The organism is Bacillota bacterium, assembly GCA_013314855.1.
Taxonomy (GTDB): Bacteria; Bacillota; Clostridia; order Acetivibrionales; family DUMC01; genus Ch48.
Window position 1 is genome coordinate 18,885 of record JABUEW010000030.1, and the last position, 21,793, is coordinate 40,677.

The following is a 21,793-nucleotide window of genomic DNA, read 5'->3' on the forward strand; positions in this document are numbered from 1 at the left end:
AAAAAATACGGGGTGAAGATATGGACTTAAAAAACGTGTTAAAAGACATGTCATTGTTGGACGCAGTAAGTGGTAATGAAAAAAACATGTCGGAATTCTTGTGTAGTTTTTTTAAGACCTACTGTGATACAGTAGAAGTTGATAAATTCAGTAATGTGGTTGGTTTAAAGAAAGGCCGGAAGCCGGAAAAAAAGATCATGGTTACATCTCATTATGACGAAATCGGCCTTTTGGTAAAAAGTATTGATGAAAAAGGTTTTATTAGGTTTACGGCTATGGGTGGAGTTGACCCGAAAATATTACTCGCACAGGAAGTAATTATATACGGAAAGAAGAAAGTTTACGGTGTAATTGGTGCAAAACCTCCTCACTTACTGGACCAGGAGGAAGCAAAAAAGGCGCCGGACATACAGAAGCTATATATTGATACGGGAATGAACGCGGAAGAATTAAAAAACTACGTATCTATAGGAGATTATATTACTTTTAAACCAATATTTTTTGAGCTTCAATCAGAACTGATAAGCTCAAAATCCTTTGACAATAGAAGCAGTTTAGCTGCAATGCTTGTTGCAATGGAAGAGTTATCCAATATCAAGCATGACTCTGACATTTATTTTATTGCCACCGTACAGGAAGAAGTCCATTTAACAGGTGCAACGATAGCTTCATTTAATATTAATCCGGACATTGCAGTAGTACTGGATGTATGCAGTGGTGAAACGCCCGATGCCCCAAAGGAAAGGACATCCACTTGTGGGAAAGGTCCTGTTATAGCAAAAGGACCCATTTTAAACAAAGAGCTTACATACAGGTTGATTGAAACAGCAAAAATTGAAAATATACCTCACCAAATTTGTGTAGAACCAGGCAGTACAGGTACTGAGGCCCGAGCAACCCAGGTATCAAGATGTGGAATACCAACAGTGCTTATTTCCATACCTTTAAAATACATGCATACCCCTATAGAAACTATAAGTATAAGTGATACAAGAAATTGTGGAAAACTGGTTGCAAGGTTTATTTCAGCAGTTGAAAAACAGATAAGGGAGGGGGGATATACATGCTAATCTTAAAAGAACTTACAGAGCTGAATGGTGTTTCAGGAAACGAGGATGCGGTAAGGAATTATATCAGAGAACAAATATATTCTTACGCTGATGATGTTAAAGTAGATACTCTAGGTAACTTAATTGCGTTTAAAAAAGGCAAATCATCTTCTGTTAATATAATGCTGGCTGCCCACATGGACGAAGTGGGATTTATAGTAACGGGTTATAATGATATGGGCATGCTGAAGTTCCAAAATGTTGGAGGGATAGATGAGAGAATACTGCCCGGCAAAGTTGTCCTTGTAGGAGATAAAAAAATACCTGGAGTAATAGGTGCAAAAGCAATACATTTACAGGATAGTGAAGAAAGAAAGGCCAGCTGGAAAATGAAAAACATGTATATTGATATTGGGGCTGCAAATAAGGAAGAAGCGGAAAAACTAGCACCATTAGGTGAATATATATCATTTTACAGTGAATTTACAGAATACGGACAGGATTGTATTAAGGCAAAAGCCCTTGACGACAGGGTAGGTTGTGGTGTATTAATGGAAGTATTGAAAGGCAATTATGAGTTCAATTTATATGCCTGTTTTACAGTCCAAGAAGAAATAGGGTTAAGGGGAGCAGAGACAGCTGCCTATAGAATAAAACCTGATATGGCAATAATATTTGAAGGTACTACATGTTCAAATGTACCTGAGACAGAAGAACATGCATATTCCACTAAAATGGGAGAAGGTCCTGCCCTTACACTAATGGACGGAGGTACTTATGCAGATAAAAATTTCGTAAATTACATTTATAGTTTAGCTAAGAGAAAGAATATTGATGTACAGTTTAAACAAACTGCTACAGGCGGAAATGATGGAGCAAAAATACAAAGGACAGGTAAAGGGGCAAAAGTAGCTATAATCTCTGTGCCATGCAGGTATATACATTCCCCGTCATCTATTATGAACAAAAAGGATTATGAAGGTTGTAAAAAACTAGCAAGCTGTATATTAAATGATCTCAGTAATAATTTGCACTTTATAAACAATATATTAAAAGGAGATGAAGTTAATGTTTAATTTATTGGCAAAAGTTACGAATGCTTTTGGAGTATCAGGCAATGAAGAAGAAATAAGAGAAGTTATAATAGGAGAAATTAAAGATAAAATAGATGAGATTAATGTAGACCCTTTAGGGAATCTGCTTGCAATAAAAAAAGGCAAGGGTAAGAAAATTATGGTTGCAGCCCATATGGATGAAATAGGCATTATGGCAACTTATATTGATGAAAAAGGCTTTATAAGATTTACAAACATTGGTGGAGTATCACCATTTAACTCCCTGGGACAAAGAGTAAGGTTTAAAAACGGTACAACCGGCGTAGTCTTTTACGAAGAAAAGCTGGAGGATATAAAAAAACTTAACCTATTAAAAATGTATATAGATATTGGAGCCAAAAGCCGCGAAGAAACGGAAAAGTTGATTAAAATTGGGGATACGGCATGCTTTTGTGGAGATGCAGTGAAGCAAGGTGATTATGCTATTTCAAAGGCAATGGACGACAGAAGTGGTTGTGCTGTTGCTATAGAAGCTTTGAAAAATCTACCTCAAACGGAAAATGAAATATATTTTGTTTTTACCGTACAGGAGGAAATGGGCTTAAGGGGGGCAAAAACAGCTGCATATCAACTAATGCCTGATTTTTCCATTACATTGGACGTAACAGCTACCGGAGATAAACCTGAAAGTCATCTTATGGAAATAAAACTTGGAGCAGGACCTACCATCAAAATAAAAGACAACTCGGTTATATGCCACCCTGAAGTAAAAAGATTGCTTGAAAGTTCTGCGAAAAAGCTGGATATACCTTTTCAATATGAAATACTGGAAAGAGGGGGAACTGATGCGGGAGCTATACATATAACAGGAGGAGGCATACCTTCAGGAGCCATTTCCATACCCTGCAGGTACATCCACACTCCTTCCGAAATGATAAGCATGAGAGATCTTGAAAATGCCGTAAAGCTTCTTATTGAGGCAATTAAATAGCGGAATAAGGTAGTATGGATTTTAGGAAAAATTGATAACAGTTTGCTAAATTGCTTTACAAATTGAGCTTTAAAGTTTACAATATTATTTAAAATAATATTAGGAGAAGCGAATGAAATATATTTGGGGGTTAATTGATGAAAAAGTTGATGCTTGGTAACGAGGCTGTTGCCAGGGGAGCATATGAAGCCGGTGTGACAGTTGCCACTGCTTATCCTGGCACGCCGAGTACCGAAATAACAGAGAACATTGCCAAATATGAAGGTATTTACTCGGAATGGTCTCCGAATGAAAAAGTTGCCCTAGAAGTGGCTATAGGCGCTTCAATTGCCGGAGCGCGTTCTATTTGCTCCATGAAGCATGTAGGACTTAATGTGGCTGCGGATCCGCTTTTTACTGTATCATATACAGGTGTAAATGGCGGACTGGTTATTATGGTTGCCGATGACCCAGGCATGCACAGCTCGCAAAATGAGCAGGACAGCAGGTTTTACGCTAGGGCAGCCAATGTTCCCATTCTTGAGCCTGCAGATAGTATGGAATGTAAAGACTTTGTCAAAGAAGCTTTCAGAATAAGTGAAGAATTTGATTGTCCCGTAATTGTAAGGCTTACAACAAGAATTGCTCATTCTCAAAGCATTGTCGAGTTAGGCGAAAAAGAAGAATATAAACTGAAAGAATACAAAAAAGATCCTGGCAAATATGTTATGATGCCTGTTATGGCAAAAAAAAGGCATGTTGAAGTTGAAAAAAGGATGGCAAGATTAAGGGAATTTAGCAATAAAACCGGACTTAACAGCATTGAATGGGGAAATAAGGATATCGGCATAATTACAAGCGGTATTGCTTACCAGTATTCAAAAGAAGCCTTTGAAAATGCATCTTTTTTAAAACTGGGAATGGTATATCCTTTACCGACAGATTTAATTGTTGAGTTTGCTAGGGAAGTTAAAATCCTGTATGTAATTGAAGAATTGGAACCTTTTATAGAAGATGAAATTAAAAAACTGGGTATCAAAGTGATAGGAAAGGATGTCCTGCCCGTAACAGGAGAACTTAGTGCAAATATATTAAGGGAAAAGCTTCTCGATAAACAATATGAAGGTAAGACTTGTATTGAAGAAAAAATTCCCGCAAGGCCTCCTGTTATGTGCCCTGGATGTCCCCATAGAGGAATGTTTTATGTTTTAAAGAAGCTAAAATTAACCGTGTCAGGTGATATAGGTTGCTACACTCTTGGTGCTTTACCTCCGTTAGAATCCATGGATACTTGCGTTTGCATGGGCGCAAGCATTGGTATGGCCCATGGAATGGAGAAAGCAAGAGGAAAAGATTTTGCCAAAAAGACTGTAGCAGTCATTGGTGATTCTACTTTTATACATTCGGGGATAACAGGATTGATAGATATTGTTTATAATAAAGGAACATCAACTGTTATTATTTTGGACAACTCTATTACTGGTATGACCGGTCACCAGCATAATCCTACATCAGGATATACTATAAAAGGTGAACCTACAAAACAGGTGGATCTGGTAAAACTTGCCCATGCCATTGGCATTGAAAGAGTAAAAATAGCAGACCCTTATGATATTAAAGAATTTGAAAAAGTAGTCAAAGAAGAAATTAGCACTGAAGAACCCTCGTTAATAATTGCCCAAAGGCCATGTGCTTTGCTAAAACATGTAAAGTTTGAAGGCCCGTTAAGAATTAATAAAGAAAAATGTAGAATATGCAGGATGTGTATGAGAATTGGTTGTCCTGCTATAGTGGATAATGGGAATTATATTGAGATTAATGAAGCTCTGTGTGTAGGCTGCGGTCTTTGTACTAAACTATGCAGTTTTGATGCTTTTCAAAAGGCTGGTGATATAAATGGAAAAAATTAATATAATGATAGTTGGAGTGGGAGGACAAGGATCACTTTTAGCCAGTAGGGTGATTGGTACAGCCGCACTAAAGAAATCTTATGATGTAAAGGTTTCTGAAGTTCATGGAATGTCTCAAAGGGGCGGTAGTGTAGTAACATATGTAAAACTGGGCAAAAAAGTTAACTCTCCTCTCGTCGAAAAAGGGGAAGCAGATATCATTATTTCCTTTGAAAAATTGGAAGCTTTAAGATGGATTGACTATTTGAGAAAAGATGGCAGAATGATTGTAAACAGCCAGAGGATAAATCCTATGCCTGTTATAACTGGAAAAGAAAAATATCCTGAAAACGCATTAGAAAAAATAAAATCTCTATGCAGCAATGTTATATTCGTCAATGCTTTGGAAATAGCTAAAGAATTAGGAAATATTAAAGTTGTCAATATGGTTTTAATTGGAATACTTGCAAAATTAATTCCAATTGAAAAAGAGATATGGCTTGAAGCTCTAAAAGAAGTTGTATTAGAAAAATATTACAGTATTAATGAAAAGGCTTTTAAGGCCGGTTATAATATATAACTTTTAATAATTGAGTAAGCGGGGGAAAAGATATGGAATACTGGAATCGTATCTATGAATGTATGCCGAGAGAAGAACTTACAAGAATACAAAGTGAAAGGTTAATCCAAACAGTAAAAAGAGTGTATCATAATGTGCCCCATTATAGAGAAAAAATGCAAAAAGCAGGGATTGAACCTGGAGATATACAGTCACTTGATGACTTAAAAAAACTACCTTTTACCTACAAACAAGATTTGAGGGATACTTATCCTTATGGTATGTTTGCAGTACCTTTAACTGAGATAGTAAGAATTCATGCATCTTCCGGCACCACAGGAAAACCAACAGTTGTAGGTTATACAAGGCGTGATATTGATACGTGGGCGGAAGTTACAGCGCGTACTCTTGTCTGTGCAGGTGCAAATAAGGATTCCGTTGTACAGATAGCCTATGGATATGGCCTTTTTACAGGAGGATTAGGTATACACTACGGTGCGGAAAGGATAGGAGCTTCTGTAATACCAATATCCGGAGGAAATACCAAAAGGCAAATACAGATTATGAAGGATTTTGGTTCAACGATACTTGCATGTACACCTTCTTATGCATTGTATATGGCAGAAGAAATGGAAGCAATGGGAATAAAAAAAGAAGATTTAAAACTTAAAGCAGGCGTTTTTGGAGCAGAACCCTGGTCGGAACAAATGCGTGAAGAAATAGAGAGACGCCTGGGTGTATTAGCTATTGATATATATGGACTTAGCGAAGTTATAGGCCCTGGAGTTGCCAGCGAATGTAAGTTTAAATGCGGTATGCACATTCCTGAAGATCATTTTATTCCGGAAATAATTGATCCTGATACTGAAGAGGTTTTGCCTCCCGGCTCTACAGGAGAGCTTGTCTTTACAACAATAACTAAAGAGGGCTTACCTTTAATAAGATACCGCACCAGGGATATATCTTCACTTAAATATGATATCTGCGAATGTGGAAGAACTTGCGTGAGGATGAGCAAGGTTACAGGCAGGACTGACGATATGCTTATTATAAGAGGGGTAAATGTTTTTCCTTCACAAATTGAAAGTGTGCTTCTTGAAGTTGGTGATACGGCACCCCACTATCAATTGGTTGTAAAAAGGGTGGATAACCTTGACGTACTTGAAATTTTAGTAGAGATTAACCAAAGTCTATTTTCAGATGAAGTAAAGAAACTGGAAACTGTAGAGAAGAAAATTAGAAGCGCAATTGAAAGTGTTCTTGGAATAAGTGCAAAGGTTACATTGGTTGAACCAAAGACCATAGAAAGAAGTGAAGGTAAAGCAAAAAGAGTAATTGATTTACGAAAAATTTAATTTTTATATTATATTAGGGGTGATTATATAATGGTAAAACAGATTTCTGTTTTCCTTGAGAACAAGTCGGGGAGGTTGGCTGCAGTTACACGGGTTTTGGGCTCAAATGATATTGATATTAGTGCTCTTTCAATAGCTGACACTACAGATTTCGGTATTCTAAGACTCATAGTCAATGACCCTGACAAGGCAGTAAGAGTATTGAAAGAACATGGTTTTACAGTTAGAAGTACTGATGTTATAGCGATTTCCGTACCCGATAGGCCTGGAGGATTGGCAAGTGCCCTGGATGTTTTGGAAAGAGAATCTATAGGCATAGAGTATACTTACGCTTTCGTAGGGAAAAAAGCTGATGAGGCACTGGTTATATTGCGCCTTGACAATCCGGAAAAAGCTATCGAAACCTTGAAAAAAAATAATATAAAGGTATTGTCAGCTGAGGATGTTTATAATTTATGAGAGATGCGCTCATATTCTTCCTAATATATACCTATAGATAAAATACTTGATAACTCCCATACTGTCTTTTGTTTCAGCAATTAGCTTATCATAAAAAGCAAGGGCGGTTTCTTTTTGGTTTTGCGTGATTTCAGCAGTGCTATACCTGGCAAAGATGAAAATTTCCATAACTTTACTAAACATGGAATGCTTATATAACTCTTCTACATCACGGATTCTTCTTGTAAAGCTATCTATACTTTCGCCCTTGTAACTATACTTTTCAAAGACAAAATACCTGTTGATTCTTTCGGCATATTCCAATGGTGTTTCACCAGGTGCTACAGGATAACCCTGTGCAGAGAGAATTTTAATATAATGTTCCACAATTGCAATAACACTTTCCTTTGGAGACATTCTTTTTATTCTGTTTAAAATATACTTGCTTCTAGATAAGTTGATTATTAAAAGCAGTACTAATATTAATAACAAAGCAATAACTGTCCAAATTAAAAACAGTCCAAAACTCATTCCTTTATCTTCAGCTTCTTGATTTTCCAAGTGAGGCAATCTATCAAAAATTGACGGTGCATACATTTCAAGCATTTCCATATATTCAAGATAATAAGGATCTTCATAAAAACTTCCGCTTATTGTGCCTGTATATTGGCTGCTGTTATAGAAACTGTATACAAAAGGAGCTGTAGGCTCAAAAGGTATCCATCCGAATCCTTCAAAGTATACTTCCACCCATGCATGGGCATTCTGGTTGGTTACTTCATATATCTTTTCTTCGACAGGTTCCGGAGGCAACATATAGCCTTCAACATATCTTGCAGGTATTCCAATGCTTCTTACCAAAATGACCATAGCAGTAGCGTAATATGTACAATAGCCTTCTTTTAAATCAAACAGAAAATAATCTACAAAATCTCTTCCTCGAGGTGTTGGATTGGGTTTTAATGTATAAGGATAGTTGTTGGATAGATATTCTTCTATTGATTTAACCCTGTCAAAATTGTTATTCTTTTCCGAAGTTATGGCTTTTGCAAGATCCACTACCCTTTGAGGAAGACCTTCAGGTAATTGGATGTATTTGGAATATATTTGTTTTGCCCTTTCAGATAGTCTTCTAATATAATCAAAATTTATTCTGATAGTATCGCCATTTATATCTTTAATCAAAACAGAACTATACTTACTTAACATGTTATTATATAATCCGGTGTAGCTTTTTCTTAGAATATCCTTAAAATTATTGTCCGAATACTTTAAATCGTAAGTGTTTAAAGTGTATTGAAAGCCCTTTCCAAGTTTTTGACCTGAAGAAAAAATACCTTCATTATCTGTATAGATTACTGGTTTCATAGTTGAAGGAAAAATAAGCTTGAGCAGTTTTGAAGGGGTAAATAATGTTTTTGTTCTAAGATTTAAATATGTTATATTAACTGTATTTTCTTCCATAAAGTTTTCTATAGGCTCATTATTATCGGAAAAAAGGTTCAAACCTAATATAGGTTCTAATATTTCATAAAAATGTTCATTTTCCACCACATTATTTTTTATCTCTCTCAAATAATCCGGGTTAAATAAAGTACTTGGGTCCTCCAGAAGATTTAGGGCGTTATTGCTATTGATCCAAGAGTATCCTGTATAGAAGTCTCTACATGCCCCTTTTAGATAAATCCTTTTCTGGGTTTCAACCTTTAACACGGGGGTTTTGTCAATTCGCACCTTTCCACCCAACTTGGCGTCGTCATCTTGTCCAAAACCTGTTGAATTAAAAGAAAAATAATCATAGGAAGTGTACTTGAAGTTGTCGTTTATAAAGTCATATACTTTATTAATTTGTTTATCAAGCCATTCCCATTCAATGGGATTATTGCTTTTAGGAAGCGCAAAAGATATAATAAAAACTGCAAAACTTATGGGTAAAACATATATTGTGAAAACTCCGGAGACTGCGTAATCATTTGCAGGTTCTTGGCCTTTTTTAGAATATACATATTTAAAATAGTATTGGATTATTAAAAATACAAACAGGTAGAATGAAACATAACTAATAGTATATTCCATAATCCATTGAATTACGAAAATTATTATGCCACCGCAAAGTATTACTAAAAAATTGAAGTATTTTATAGTAAAAATATAGACAAGAAAGGATACAAGTATAATTAGAAATAGAGCGGTATAATCCTGGTAAGTGTTGTTAATCCCCTCATAACCATATATATAATTATAGTTCCATGATAAGAAAGTAAGTAGTGCATTTAAAGATTCAAACAAAGTTTTCTTGTAAATCAGGTAGATTAACCGGGAACAAGCAACAATTCCTATCGATATACCTGTTATTATCAGAGTAAGTTTGTTCAAAAAGATTATTGAGTAAATTATTACAGCAAAAAATGTAAATATTAATATCTTAATGGGTGAATAGTCAAACCCAAGAGTAAAAATCAGGGCATAAACAATGCTAAAACTTGTCAATACTGTTAAAACAATATTAATGATATTACTAACAATTAAATTTGTTTTATATTTCCTCAAAATCTTCATCCTTATCTCTCCAGTACAGGCTTTATTTCATCGTTAATACTAATCTTATAAATATGAGCGCCGATTTTAGGAATATTGGATATAATGTTTTCTGCTTCTTCATTTATACTACCTGTAAATTCATCGGGAGAAATATATACTACAATTGCATTAAACCCCGAAAAACTCGCATAGTAAATACTATTATATAAATCATAGTTTAAATTTGATGTAAACACTAAAAGGTTTGTTTTAACAGTGCTGTTTTTTATATATACATCCAATATGTCCGATACATTAAAACCGTGGGTAAATCTTATTTCTGCTAAACGCTTATAAATATTTTGAAAATCAAAAGGATTATTTGCTTTTGTAGCTACAATTTCTTTTGTATAATAGACCAAATTTACAGGCATCCAGCTATACAGGCAATAATAAATAATGGATATGGCACTTTCAATTAATTTATCTTCAATAATTGTGTTTTGTTCAAAAGTATAGTTGCTCTTTTTTAAATCAAGGACAATAATGGCGCTTGCTTCAGTTGCACTCTGAAATTTTCTTATCATTAGTTCATTTAGCTTTGCAGTAAGCTTCCAGTGAACTTTTTTCAAATTATCGCCATACACATACTTGCGAATATCCTGTAGGGCCCCAATATCTTCATATTTACTGTCTAAGACAGAATAGGACTCTGAAACAAAATCTGTTTTTAAGTTAAACCTATCTATCATAACTATTCTAGGATAAACATTTATGCTTAGGGGAAAAGGCACTTTATAAGTAAGTCTGAATATACCTAAAAAATCTTCTATTTCAATCCTGTCAACTCCTATTTCATAATTTCCGCTATATTTACAGGGCAGGTTGAAAGTAAATGTCTTTTCCGTAAAAGGAAGGAGAGACAGAGCCCTTGTTTTAAATTGTTCTGCAAAAATTGTTTCTGTTCCAAAAAATGTAATCTTTAAATAAGGATAAAACAAAAAATCCTCATTGCTGATTATGAAATTATAATTTATATTGTCTCCTTTAATTATAAACTTCTTATCTATTTCCTGGAAATACTTAAAACGTAAATAAATTATGATTGTATATATAAGAGACAGAGCAGGTAATGTCACGGTGGTAAAAAATAACATGTATGGTACTTTTCCACCGTAAAAATAAATAAATATGGTTGATAATAATAAAAGGCAAAAATAAGTAATCCTATTCCTAGTCATCATTTTGAAGCCACCATAGGGACATTTATATTATTTAATGTTGACATTATTATTTGTTCAGTTGTTATTTTTTTGAGTTTTGCTTCTTGCTTAAGAATGATTCTATGAGATAATACAGGTATGGCCATTTTTTTTATGTCATCGGGGATAACATAATCCCTGCCGTTATAGAAAGCCCATGCTTGAGATGCCCTATATAGAGACAAGGACCCTCTTGGACTTGCTCCAAGAAGAACATCCGGATTTTTTCGAGTGGCATCTACTATGTCTACGATATAATGGTTCAGGGAACTATCCACATGAATTTTTCTTACCATTTCTTGTAACTGCAATATGTACTGCCCATCGGTTACAGGAGGTAGAGAAGCAAGAGGATTATCAACTTTAAATCTTGTAAGTATCAAGCTTTCATCAGCAGGAGAAGGATAGCCAATATTTATTTTAAGAGTAAACCTGTCAAGTTGGGCCTCCGGAAGAGGATAGGTACCCAGGTATTCTACAGGATTTTGAGTTGCAAGCACCATAAAGGGTCTTGGAACCTTATAAGTCACTCCATCCACTGTGACTTGTTTTTCTTCCATTACTTCCAGGAGGCTTGCTTGAGTTTTAGGGGAAGTCCTGTTGATCTCATCCGCTAACACTATATTACTCATTACAGCTCCAGGCTTAAATTCAAAATCACCTGTTTTCTGATTATATATTGTAAAGCCCGTGATATCTGAAGGCAAAATATCGGGAGTAAACTGTATCCTTTTAAAAGAACAGTCTATCGATTTTGCAATTGAAGATACGAGACTGGTCTTTCCCACCCCCGGCACGTCTTCTATAAGTGCGTGGCCGTCACAAGCCAAAGCAATTAAAGCAAGTTCAATGGCTTTACGTTTTCCTATTATCACTTTTTCAACATTTTCTATGATTTTTTTTAAAGGCTCAAGAGAGTTGCCCATCATTTTGACACCCTTTAATCAAAAATTAAATTTTATAAATAATCGTATTTATAATTGTATTTTAATTGTATTTTATTTTGAATACATAATCTATTATAATAATCTATAAAATATATATAACAATTTATGATAATATTTACAATAATAATTATATTTAGAGCAATTCATAATATCTGTATCCGTGTTATAAATGATATATAGGATATTATCAAATATCCAACTCCCTTATTACTGCTTTCAAAGAATTAGCCGATTTATTTAGCAAATCTATTTCCTGGCTGTCCAAAGGTATATCCAATATGGTCTCTATTCCTTTACTGTTCACTATTGTAGGTAAACTCAAACATACATCGCTTAACCCATACTGCCCCTTTAACAAGCTGGATACTGTCAGAATTGAGTTTTCATTCCTTACAACAGCCTCCACGATCCGCCTGACTGAAAGAGCAACAGCATAATATGTTGCACTTTTCTTTTCAATTATTTTATATGCAGCGTTTTTTACTTCTTCAAAAATTTCATGCCTTCTAATTTTATCCTCACATTTATGACATTTTTCACAATATTCGTCTACAGGTATTCCGGCAATGTTTGCACTGCTCCAGACAGCTACTTCGGTGTCTCCGTGTTCACCTATTATATAACCATGTATATTTCTGGCATCAATTCCTACGTGATTGGCAAGAAGGTATCTAAACCTGGCAGTATCAAGCACTGTCCCGGAACCTATGACTTTGCTTTCCGGAAAACCTGAAATTTTACAGGTAACATAAGTCAATATGTCTACAGGGTTAGTTACTACCAGCAAAATTGAGTTATTGTTACAGTACTTTACAATATGTGATATTATATCCTTAAATACCTGTGTATTCTTTCTTACCAAGTCTATCCTGGTTTCTCCGGGTTTTTGGTTTGCTCCGGCAGTTATTATTACTATATCCGAATCCTTGCAATCTTCATAAGTTCCTACATGTATTCTTACAGGACTTACAAATGACATGCCGTGATTTAAGTCCATAACTTCGCCTTCGGCCTTTTTCACATTGATGTCAATAATGGCTATTTCCGATATCAAACCGCTTGTCATCAATGTATAGGCTGTTGTTGAGCCAACAAATCCGGCACCTATAATTGTCACTTTTGTTATTGTTTTTTTATTATCCATCTCCAACCACTCTCTTAAAATATTTTAATTTATATTTTTATATAATTAATTTATATTGTACTAAAATTTATATTGTACTAATTAATTTATATTGTACCTCAAAGGAGATTGATTTAAACGAAAAAAGAAATAAATTATTAATAGATTAATAGACGCAAGGTAATAAGGTAATATATTACATAAGTCTGTATTGATTATTAAATGAAAAAGCTGGTATAATAGTGGCATATAGTTAATTTAGGGGATGGGATTATGAATGCTGAAATAATAGCAGTGGGTACAGAATTACTCTTAGGGCAGATTATAAACACCAATGCCCAATATATATCTCAGAGGCTTCCGGAGGTAGGAGTCAATGTCTATTACCATAGTGTTGTAGGTGATAATCCGGAAAGGTTGACAAAATGTTTAAATATTGCAATGGAACGCTCCGACGTTATTATAACGACTGGAGGGTTGGGGCCAACTAAGGATGACCTTACAAAAGAAACAGTAGCCAAAATCCTTGGTAAAAAACTTGTACTTCATGATGAAACCCTTGAAAAAATGAAGGCTTTTTTTAAGAAGTATAACAGGCAGATGACTGCAAACAATATTAAACAGGCCTATTTACCGGAAGGGAGTTTGATTATAAAAAATAAAAACGGTACAGCACCAGGCTGCATTATTGAGTCTGGCGATAAAACTGTTATAATGCTTCCCGGACCACCATCCGAAATGAGGCCTATGTTTGAAGAAAGTGTCTTGCCCTATTTTATGGGAAAATCAAATTACGTGCTGGTGTCTAAATATGTCAGGATATTTGGAATAGGGGAATCTCAAGTTGAGGACAAGATTATGGATATTGTGGAAAATCAGACTAATCCTACGATAGCCCCTTATGCTAAGGAAGGTGAAGTAATGCTTAGAGTTACCGCCAGGTGTAAAAAGGGAGAAGCGCCGGAAGAGCTTATTGATCCGGTAATTAATGAAATTCAAAATAGGTTGGGAGATGCTGTCTACTCAACTGACAACAAGGAATTGGAAGAGGTGGTGGCAGACTTGCTTATTTCCAACAATCTGACGATATCTATTGCAGAATCTTGTACAGGGGGGCTTATATCGAAAAAGCTGACAGATGTTGCAGGTATTTCAAGGGTATTTGAAGGGAGTGTAATTTCATATAGTAATAATCTCAAGAGAAATTTATTGGGAGTTAGTAAAGAAATATTGGAAAAGTATGGTGCTGTAAGCAACTCAACGGCTATTGAGATGGCAAAGGGAATAAGGGAAATAGCAAATACTGATATTGGATTGGCTGTTACCGGAATTGCGGGTCCCGGGGGAGGAACTTCTGAAAAGCCTATAGGTCTTGTTTATGTTGCCCTTGCGCATAATAACGGAGTTGATTCAAAAGAACTTAGACTTTGGGGAGAAAGGAGTAGGATAAGAAATGTAGCATCCCTTTACGCATTGGATATGGTAAGAAGATATACAATCCAAATAAAAGACTAAAAAAATGGAGGATATATAATTGGAAGAGTTTGAAAAAAAACGGCTTACCGGAGCAGCTGCCATTGTTATGTCATCCATGATTGTCAGCAGGATAACAGGTTTTTTGAGGTCTACTCTAATACCTAACATGATGTCAAGAATGGAATCCGATGCTTTATTTGCAGCCTTTAAAACGACAGACTTGATGTATAATCTTCTTGTGGGGGGTTCTATTGCAGCAGCCCTTATACCGGTATTATCAGGTTATCTGGTAAAGGATATGGAAGAAGAAGGGTGGAAAGTCGTAGGGTCTTTCATTAACACAATTTTTCTGATTATGGTAATTGTCAGCAGCCTTGGTATAATATTTGCTCCGCAGGTAGTAAGTTTGACAGCCCCGGGGTATGGACCTGAAACAACTGAATTGACAGTTGCTTTAACGAGAATACTTTTTCCTTCTGTAAGCTTTATAATGCTTGCAGGGCTTACTAACGGTGTGCTGAATTCTTATCAGAGGTTTGCTTCAGCGGCATACGGACCATCCATATATAACCTTGGGAGTGTACTGAGTATCCTGCTTTTTCACAAATCAGGGGTTACAAAAGTGGCGTTTGGTATTATGAGCAGTGCATTAATATATTTTCTATGTCAGGTATCTTTTGCCTTTGGCAATTTAAAATATTACAGGTTAAAAATACACTTAAGTCACCCGGGGTACAAAAGAATTGTAAAGCTTGCAATACCTTCCCTTGCAGCTTCATCGATTGTGCAAATAAATACGGTAATATCCCAGTCATATACTTCAAACTTTGAAAAGGGGAGTGTTACAGCCCTTACAAATGCAAACGACATCTGGCAATTACCCTACGGCATTTTTGCTATGGGAATGGGTACGGCTATTCTTCCTACTCTTTCCGAAAAGCTTGCTATTGGGGAAATTGAGGCTTTTAAAAAGATATTTATCAAAAGTATAAAATCTATTCTTTTATTGGTAGTTCCTTCAGGGGTTGGGTTTATTGTGCTGAGAGGCCCAGTAATAAGCGCTATTTACAAATGGTCGGATAATTTTGGCGCAGATAGGATTCATATGACCGGGAATATACTAATGTTTTTTTCTTTGGCTTTACTTTCCCAATCCATATTGGCCATAATAAACAGGGCATTTTATGCTTGCAATGATACAAAAACACCTCTTTATTCAGGAGCGGTATCTATTTTGGCCAATGCTTTATTTTGCTACATATTTTTTTATTATACCGGTATTGGAGCTTCAGGCATGGCAGTGGCCTATTCCCTTTCAAGTATAATTAATTCGGTTATTTTAATATATGCACTAAATAAGAAAATAAAAGGGATATATTTTGGCCAATGGGTGAAATACACCCTGAAAATATTTATAGCTTCCATGGTAATGGGAGTAATACTTTTTTGGCTAAACAAATTGGTACCTATAGATTTTACGAGGCCATTCGCTTTTAAATCGAAAATATCGGAACTTGCATGCCTTTTCCTGGAAATTGTTTTTGGAGCTTCAGTATACTTTATATCTGTGCTTTTAATGGGTGTAGAAGAAGCTCAATACTTTTTAGGTGTTATAAACGGAAAGTTTAAAAACATATTTAGAACTGTAAAAAACATATTTAAAATTGTATAAATATATAAGTAATAGTAAATTATTGAAAATTTTTGTAAAATATATTGACGAAATTGTTATAATGTTATATAATAGATTAAGAACAGTTGTTCGTGTAATATGTAGGGAGGATGAAAAAATTATGCTTGAAAAAAAGAAAGCTCTTGATATGGCTATAAGTCAGATAGAAAAGCAATTCGGCAAAGGAGCTATAATGAAGCTTGGAGAAAATACACATTTAAATGTTGAAGTAATTCCCACCGGCGCCTTAGGCCTTGACATAGCTCTAGGAGTAGGAGGGGTGCCGAGAGGAAGAATTGTAGAGATATTTGGCCCGGAATCTTCCGGTAAAACTACAGTTGCTCTTCATATTATTGCCGAAGCACAAAAAAATGGCGGAGAAGCAGCTTTTATTGACGCAGAACATGCGCTGGATCCAATTTATGCCAAAAATTTAGGAGTAGATATTGATAACCTCATAGTGTCCCAGCCGGATACGGGAGAACAGGCCCTTGAAATTGCAGAAGCCTTGGTGAGAAGCGGAGCCATTGATGTAATTGTTATAGACTCGGTAGCTGCACTGGTACCAAAAGCCGAGATTGATGGAGAAATGGGAGATCCCCATGTAGGTCTTCAAGCCCGGTTAATGTCTCAAGCCTTGAGGAAACTTGCAGGTGTTATAAGTAAATCAAGAACAACAGCCATATTTATAAACCAGCTTAGGGAAAAAGTTGGAGTTATGTTTGGAAACCCTGAAACTACACCTGGAGGAAGAGCATTAAAATTTTATTCTTCAGTCAGACTTGATGTAAGAAAAGTTGAGACATTAAAACAGGGTACTGAAGTTATTGGCAACAAGACGAGGGTTAAAGTAGTTAAGAATAAAGTAGCTCCACCTTTTAAAGAAGCTGAGTTTGATATAATATACGGGGAAGGAATATCTAAAGAGGGAAGTTTACTTGATGTTGCAGTAAACCTTGATATTATCAACAAAAGCGGTTCCTGGTATTCTTATAACGACCAGAGGATTGGACAGGGAAGGGAAAATGCAAAACAGTTTTTAAAGGAAAATAAAGATGTTGCAGGAGAAATTGAAAACAAAATAAGAGAGAATTTTAAACTGGCTTTCTCCAAGAGCATGGGGGTTCATTCGGAAGGCGGAGAAGATGAAATACCTGAATTTGACGAGTAATTTACTAATTTACCGAAGGTGGGAAGATGCGGATAACTTCAACCGTAAAAGATGAAAGAGAAGAGAGAGTATACAAAATCTATATAGATAATGTATATTCCTTTTCTGTTTCTGAAGAGGATTATTTTAGGTTCAACCTTTATGAAAAATACGAAATATCCGAAGAAGAGATTAATAATATAAAGGAAGCTGCCAACTTTACAGCCGCCAAGTCAAAAGCTTTAATTTACCTTTCTTTTAAATTCCGGACTGAAAAAGAAGTAAGGTTAAAACTTGAAGGTGAAGGATTTAGTTCCGGTATAACTGAAAAAGTAATAAATGACCTTAAGGCGGAAGGTTATATTAATGACAGGCTTTATGTCATGAAATACCTCCATGAGAGAAGAAAACTAAACCCTAAATCAAAGCGGAGGTTAATCCAGGAGCTAAAAAATAAAGGGATAAAAAAGGAGTTAATATTAGAAGGCCTGGAAGAATTAAAAATTGATAATATTTTAGTTGCTGAAGAATTAGTAAGAAAAAAATTTAATAATTTAAACCTGTCCCAAAAAAGAGTGGAAAAAAAAGTTTATCAATACCTGCAATATAGGGGTTTTAGTGCTGACGAAATTAAAACAGTTTTAAGTAAACTGGCACATAATTAAATGTTAGAGGTTAGAAGAGGGAGGAAAAAGCTTGCCTTTCAATTCACCTCCGATATCTAATCTCTAACATCCAACTTCTAAAAAGGATATACCGGTTTACTTATCTTAGTATTATTATAAGTATTATTACCTTAGTATTATTGATTTAACCTTCTCTTAAACTCCTTTATTAGTTCAGGCAACACTTCAAGGACATCTCCTACAATGCCATAAGTTGCAACTTTAAATATCGGCGCTTCAGGGTTCTTATTTATTGCGACAATAACATCGGATGAAGACATTCCTGCAAGATGTTGTACAGCTCCTGAAATTCCACATGCAAAATAAACTTTTGGTCCAACGGTTTTGCCCGTCTGACCCACTTGATGGCTGTAATCAATCCAGCCTGCGTCAACAGTAGCGCGGGATGCTCCTACAGCGCCTCCCAGTACTCTTGCCAATTCTTCCACAAGAGCAAAATTTTTGGGGTCACCTAGACCTCGGCCCCCCGATACAACAATATCCGCTTCTGTAAGACTTACTGCTTCACTAAGAGTTGTTACAACATCTTTAACTTTAACCTTTATATTGCCCGGAATTTTTACTTCAGGTTCTATAATTTCTCCCTTCCTTGAAAGATCTCTTTCAAGCGGCTTCATTACTTTCGGACGTACTGTTGCCATTTGCGGTCTATGGTTGGGACAAATGATTGTTGCCATTAAATTGCCGCCGAATGCCGGCCTGGTTTGCAATAAGTTCCGGCTTTCTTCATCTATTTCCAGCCCTGTGCAGTCTGCCGTCAAGCCGGTATTTAATCTTGAAGCAACTCTAGGAGCCAGTGAACGTCCATAAGTTGTTGCCCCCATGAGCACTATTTCGGGTTTATATCTGGCTATAAGCTGTACTAAAATATCGGCATATGACTCGTCATTATAGTGTTTCAGGGCAGGATTATCAATTAAATACACTGTATCGGCTCCGTGATGAATTAATAATTGTGCGGATTCTTTTACATTTTCTCCTAAAATAACGGCTGAAAGGGTTACTTTTAATTTATCAGCAAGTTTTCTGCCCTCTCCCAGAAGTTCCAGGACAACACCGGCAGGAACTCCGTTTTTATGCTCGCCAAAAACCCATACTCCTTTATATTGGGATAAATTTATACCATTTTTTGTCTCATCTTTTTCAAAGAGTATGGCTTTAAACTTACAAGAAGCAACACATGCCCCGCAAAGTGTACAGTTTTCAAGAATTCTGGCTTTTCTGTCTTCAACTTCTATTGCGCCAAAAGGGCACGCCCGTATGCAAAGTTTACAACCGGTACAATTTTCCACCAATATATTTATACTTGCCATAATCGAGACCTCCGTAAATCTTATTATCTTATTATTCAGATTGACCTGTCTTGAAATAAAACGAACCTAATTTAAAACTGCATTGACAATAATTTATCTACAAGTTTTCTGGCCTGTTCTTCAGGCGTACCCTCTATAATTTCGCTCTTTATGTCGTGGACAGGCGTAAAAGTTTTTATTACCTGTGTAGGTGAACCCTTTAAACCGCATAAATCTTTATCTGCATTAATGTCATCTGCAGTCCATATTTTAATTATAGCTTTTTTTGCCCGCATCATACCCTTAAGAGAAGGAAGGCGGGGTTCGTTTATCTCTTTAACCACAGTTAAAAGTGCCGGGAGAGGCATTTCAATTACTTCATAACCATCATCAGTTAAACGCTGACACCTAATATATCCCTCTTTTATTTCTTCAATTTTCCTGACATATGTGGTATGAGGAATACCCAGCTTCTCTGCCAGGCTTGGGCCAACCTGTGCAGTATCACCATCCGTTGCCTGCTTACCGCATATTATTAAATCATATTCTCCTATCTTTTTTATACCCATGGAAAGGGCATAAGAAGTAGCAAGGGTATCCGACCCTGCAAAAGCTTTGTCGCTTAAGAGTATTGCATCATCAACACCTAAACTGATTGCTTCTTTTAATAGTTCGGCTACACTTGGTATACCCATACTCAATACAGTTACTTTACCGCCCTTTTTATCTTTTATTCTCAATCCTTCTTCTATAGCATACATATCAAAAGGATTGATAATTGCTTCAACACCTTCCCGGATAATGGTATTGGTTTCTTTATTTATTTTAACTTCATTAGTTGCAGGGACCTGTTTAATACAAACAATTATATTCAAAACTCCCACCTCAATTCTTATAGCTAAATATTCACAGTATTATTCCCTATTTTCCGGATAATTATCATGTTACTTGCCGGATAATTCTTTTATTAGCTCAAGGGCAATTATATTTCTCTGGATTTGGTTGGTTCCTTCGTATATCTGGGTAATTTTTGCATCCCTCATTCTTTTTTCTACAGGGTATTCTTTCATATAACCATAACCGCCAAGGATTTGGACAGCATCAGTAGTAACCTTCATTGCAACATCCGATGCCATAACTTTGGCCATTGCAGATTCTTTGGAAATATCCTTTTCACCGCTATCTATATGCCTGCAGGTTTGATAGACCAGGCATCTTGCAGCTTCAATTTGTATTGCCATATCAGCAAGCATATGTTGTATTGCTTGAAATGAAGAAATTGGTTGCCCAAATTGGATTCTTTGCCTGGAATATTTTAAAGCCTCATCAAAAGCCCCCTGGGCAATTCCGAGAGCCTGGGCAGCCACACCGGGCCTTGTCCTGTCAAGAGTTTTCATGGCAACTAAAAACCCCATTCCCTCTCTTCCGAGAAGATTTTCTCTTGGGATCCTACAGTTTTCAAATACCAGTTCACGGGTAGCAGAAGCGCGGATACCCATTTTATTTTCCTTTTTACCAAAAGAAAAACCCGGAGTGCCTTTTTCAACAATAAATGCAGAAAATCCCCTTGCACCCCTTGATCTGTTTGTGCATGCAATAATGGTATAGATATCTGCTTCCCCGCCGTTGGTTATCCATTGTTTAGTGCCGTTCAATATATATTCATCTCCGTCAAGAACCGCGGTAGTCTGAATCCCTGCGGCATCGCTACCTGCATTTGCTTCTGTTAAGCCGAAAGCAGCAAGCTTTTTACCGGCTGCAACATCGGGAAGATATTTTCTTTTTTGCTCTTCTGAGCCAAAAAGAATTATGGGGAATATTCCCAGCCCTGTTCCTGCAAAAGCCAGTGCAATTCCGGCACAAGCCCTGCTTAACTCTTCAACAACCAGGGACATTTCAAACACTCCGCCACCAAGCCCTCCATATTCCTCCGGTATATATACACCGCAGAGGTCGGAATCTGCCAGTATCTTAATAATATCATGGGGGAAAATACCTTCCTCATCATATTTTAAAGCTACCGGTGCAATTTTCTCGTCTGCTATTTTTGCTGCCAGTTCCTTAATCATTTGCTGTTCTTCAGTTAAGAAGTAATTCATAATAATACACACACCCCTCAAATAAATTATAGAATTAGTATTTGATATTATTATCTGGTAATAATTACATTATATTTAAAAGTATATTATAAAATTAAAAGTAATGCAACAATTTAAGAAATAAAGGGCGCATTTTTTATATATGACCCATATAATGACAGAAACATTGCGGAAGGTCTCGTAGAGCCTGTTAATCCGACGAGGGATAAGCAAATCAACTGTATGAGCAAAATAATTACATTGATGTGCTA

18 protein-coding genes are annotated in these 21,793 nt (G+C 36.0%); 11 read left to right on the top strand and 7 right to left on the bottom strand.

Annotated features, from left to right (window positions below; all coding sequences use genetic code 11):
* Positions 1-20: 20 nt before the first annotated feature.
* The 7 genes from HPY74_07205 (at position 21) to HPY74_07235 (ending at position 7,336) form a co-directional block, all read left to right on the top strand.
* Positions 21-1,070 carry a M42 family metallopeptidase gene (locus HPY74_07205; GenBank protein ID NSW90450.1) on the top strand — a complete coding sequence of 350 codons (1,050 nt, stop codon included), beginning with the start codon at positions 21-23 and terminating at the stop codon, positions 1,068-1,070.
* Entirely contained in the window at positions 1,064-2,125 is a 1,062-nt protein-coding gene (locus HPY74_07210; GenBank protein ID NSW90451.1) for a M42 family metallopeptidase, read from the top strand. The genes HPY74_07205 and HPY74_07210 overlap by 7 nt, the downstream gene beginning before the upstream one ends.
* Positions 2,118-3,095, top strand: coding sequence for a M42 family metallopeptidase (locus HPY74_07215; GenBank protein NSW90452.1), 978 nt, complete (start codon positions 2,118-2,120; stop codon positions 3,093-3,095). Before HPY74_07210 ends, HPY74_07215 begins: the two co-directional genes overlap by 8 nt.
* Positions 3,096-3,232: 137 nt before the next feature.
* Positions 3,233-4,984 (top strand): indolepyruvate ferredoxin oxidoreductase subunit alpha, encoded by a 1,752-nt coding sequence (gene iorA, locus HPY74_07220; protein ID NSW90453.1) that lies wholly within the window; start codon positions 3,233-3,235, stop codon positions 4,982-4,984.
* Positions 4,971-5,543, top strand: coding sequence for an indolepyruvate oxidoreductase subunit beta (locus tag HPY74_07225; protein NSW90454.1), 573 nt, complete (start codon positions 4,971-4,973; stop codon positions 5,541-5,543). Before iorA ends, HPY74_07225 begins: the two co-directional genes overlap by 14 nt.
* A gap of 32 nt (positions 5,544-5,575) precedes the next feature.
* Positions 5,576-6,877, top strand: a complete 1,302-nt coding sequence (locus HPY74_07230; protein ID NSW90455.1) for a phenylacetate--CoA ligase — start codon at positions 5,576-5,578, stop codon at positions 6,875-6,877.
* A 27-nt stretch (positions 6,878-6,904) separates the two neighbouring features.
* The gene (locus HPY74_07235) at positions 6,905-7,336 is read left to right on the top strand and encodes an ACT domain-containing protein (GenBank protein NSW90456.1); all 432 of its coding nucleotides are present in this window, start codon (positions 6,905-6,907) and stop codon (positions 7,334-7,336) included.
* Positions 7,337-7,345: 9 nt separating this feature from the next.
* Here the strand turns inward: HPY74_07235 and HPY74_07240 are convergent, their stop codons facing one another.
* The 4 genes from HPY74_07240 to HPY74_07255 all read right to left on the bottom strand — a co-directional run bounded on the left by HPY74_07240 (position 7,346) and on the right by HPY74_07255 (position 13,170).
* Entirely contained in the window at positions 7,346-9,874 is a 2,529-nt protein-coding gene (locus HPY74_07240; GenBank protein NSW90457.1) for a transglutaminase domain-containing protein, read from the bottom strand.
* A 2-nt stretch (positions 9,875-9,876) separates the two neighbouring features.
* Entirely contained in the window at positions 9,877-11,079 is a 1,203-nt protein-coding gene (locus tag HPY74_07245) for a DUF58 domain-containing protein (GenBank protein NSW90458.1), read from the bottom strand.
* Positions 11,076-12,023 carry a MoxR family ATPase gene (locus tag HPY74_07250; protein NSW90459.1) on the bottom strand — a complete coding sequence of 316 codons (948 nt, stop codon included), beginning with the start codon at positions 12,021-12,023 and terminating at the stop codon, positions 11,076-11,078. Before HPY74_07250 ends, HPY74_07245 begins: the two co-directional genes overlap by 4 nt.
* Before the next feature lie 208 nt (positions 12,024-12,231).
* On the bottom strand, positions 12,232-13,170 hold the full coding sequence (locus HPY74_07255; protein NSW90460.1) for an L-lactate dehydrogenase: 939 nt from the start codon (positions 13,168-13,170) through the stop codon (positions 12,232-12,234).
* 270 nt (positions 13,171-13,440) lie between these two features.
* Here HPY74_07255 and HPY74_07260 point away from each other — a divergent pair, with 270 nt between their 5' ends.
* The 4 genes from HPY74_07260 to HPY74_07275 all read left to right on the top strand — a co-directional run bounded on the left by HPY74_07260 (position 13,441) and on the right by HPY74_07275 (position 18,130).
* Positions 13,441-14,682, top strand: coding sequence for a competence/damage-inducible protein A (locus tag HPY74_07260; GenBank protein NSW90461.1), 1,242 nt, complete (start codon positions 13,441-13,443; stop codon positions 14,680-14,682).
* A gap of 67 nt (positions 14,683-14,749) precedes the next feature.
* Positions 14,750-16,315: a murein biosynthesis integral membrane protein MurJ gene (murJ, locus tag HPY74_07265; protein NSW90462.1), complete on the top strand. Its 1,566-nt coding sequence runs from the start codon at positions 14,750-14,752 to the stop codon at positions 16,313-16,315.
* A gap of 121 nt (positions 16,316-16,436) precedes the next feature.
* Positions 16,437-17,486, top strand: a complete 1,050-nt coding sequence (gene recA, locus HPY74_07270) for a recombinase RecA (protein ID NSW90463.1) — start codon at positions 16,437-16,439, stop codon at positions 17,484-17,486.
* Positions 17,487-17,512: 26 nt separating this feature from the next.
* The gene (locus HPY74_07275; protein ID NSW90464.1) at positions 17,513-18,130 is read left to right on the top strand and encodes a RecX family transcriptional regulator; all 618 of its coding nucleotides are present in this window, start codon (positions 17,513-17,515) and stop codon (positions 18,128-18,130) included.
* A gap of 137 nt (positions 18,131-18,267) precedes the next feature.
* Here HPY74_07275 and HPY74_07280 read toward each other — a convergent pair whose 3' ends face one another.
* From HPY74_07280 to HPY74_07290, 3 genes are all read right to left on the bottom strand, one after another.
* Entirely contained in the window at positions 18,268-19,464 is a 1,197-nt protein-coding gene (locus HPY74_07280) for a 4Fe-4S binding protein (GenBank protein ID NSW90465.1), read from the bottom strand.
* A gap of 71 nt (positions 19,465-19,535) precedes the next feature.
* Entirely contained in the window at positions 19,536-20,318 is a 783-nt protein-coding gene (locus HPY74_07285) for an electron transfer flavoprotein subunit beta/FixA family protein (GenBank protein ID NSW90466.1), read from the bottom strand.
* Between the two features lie 69 nt (positions 20,319-20,387).
* Complete coding sequence (locus HPY74_07290) at positions 20,388-21,542, bottom strand: acyl-CoA dehydrogenase family protein (GenBank protein NSW90467.1); 1,155 nt, start codon at positions 21,540-21,542, stop codon at positions 20,388-20,390.
* Between the last annotated feature and the right edge of the window lie 251 nt (positions 21,543-21,793).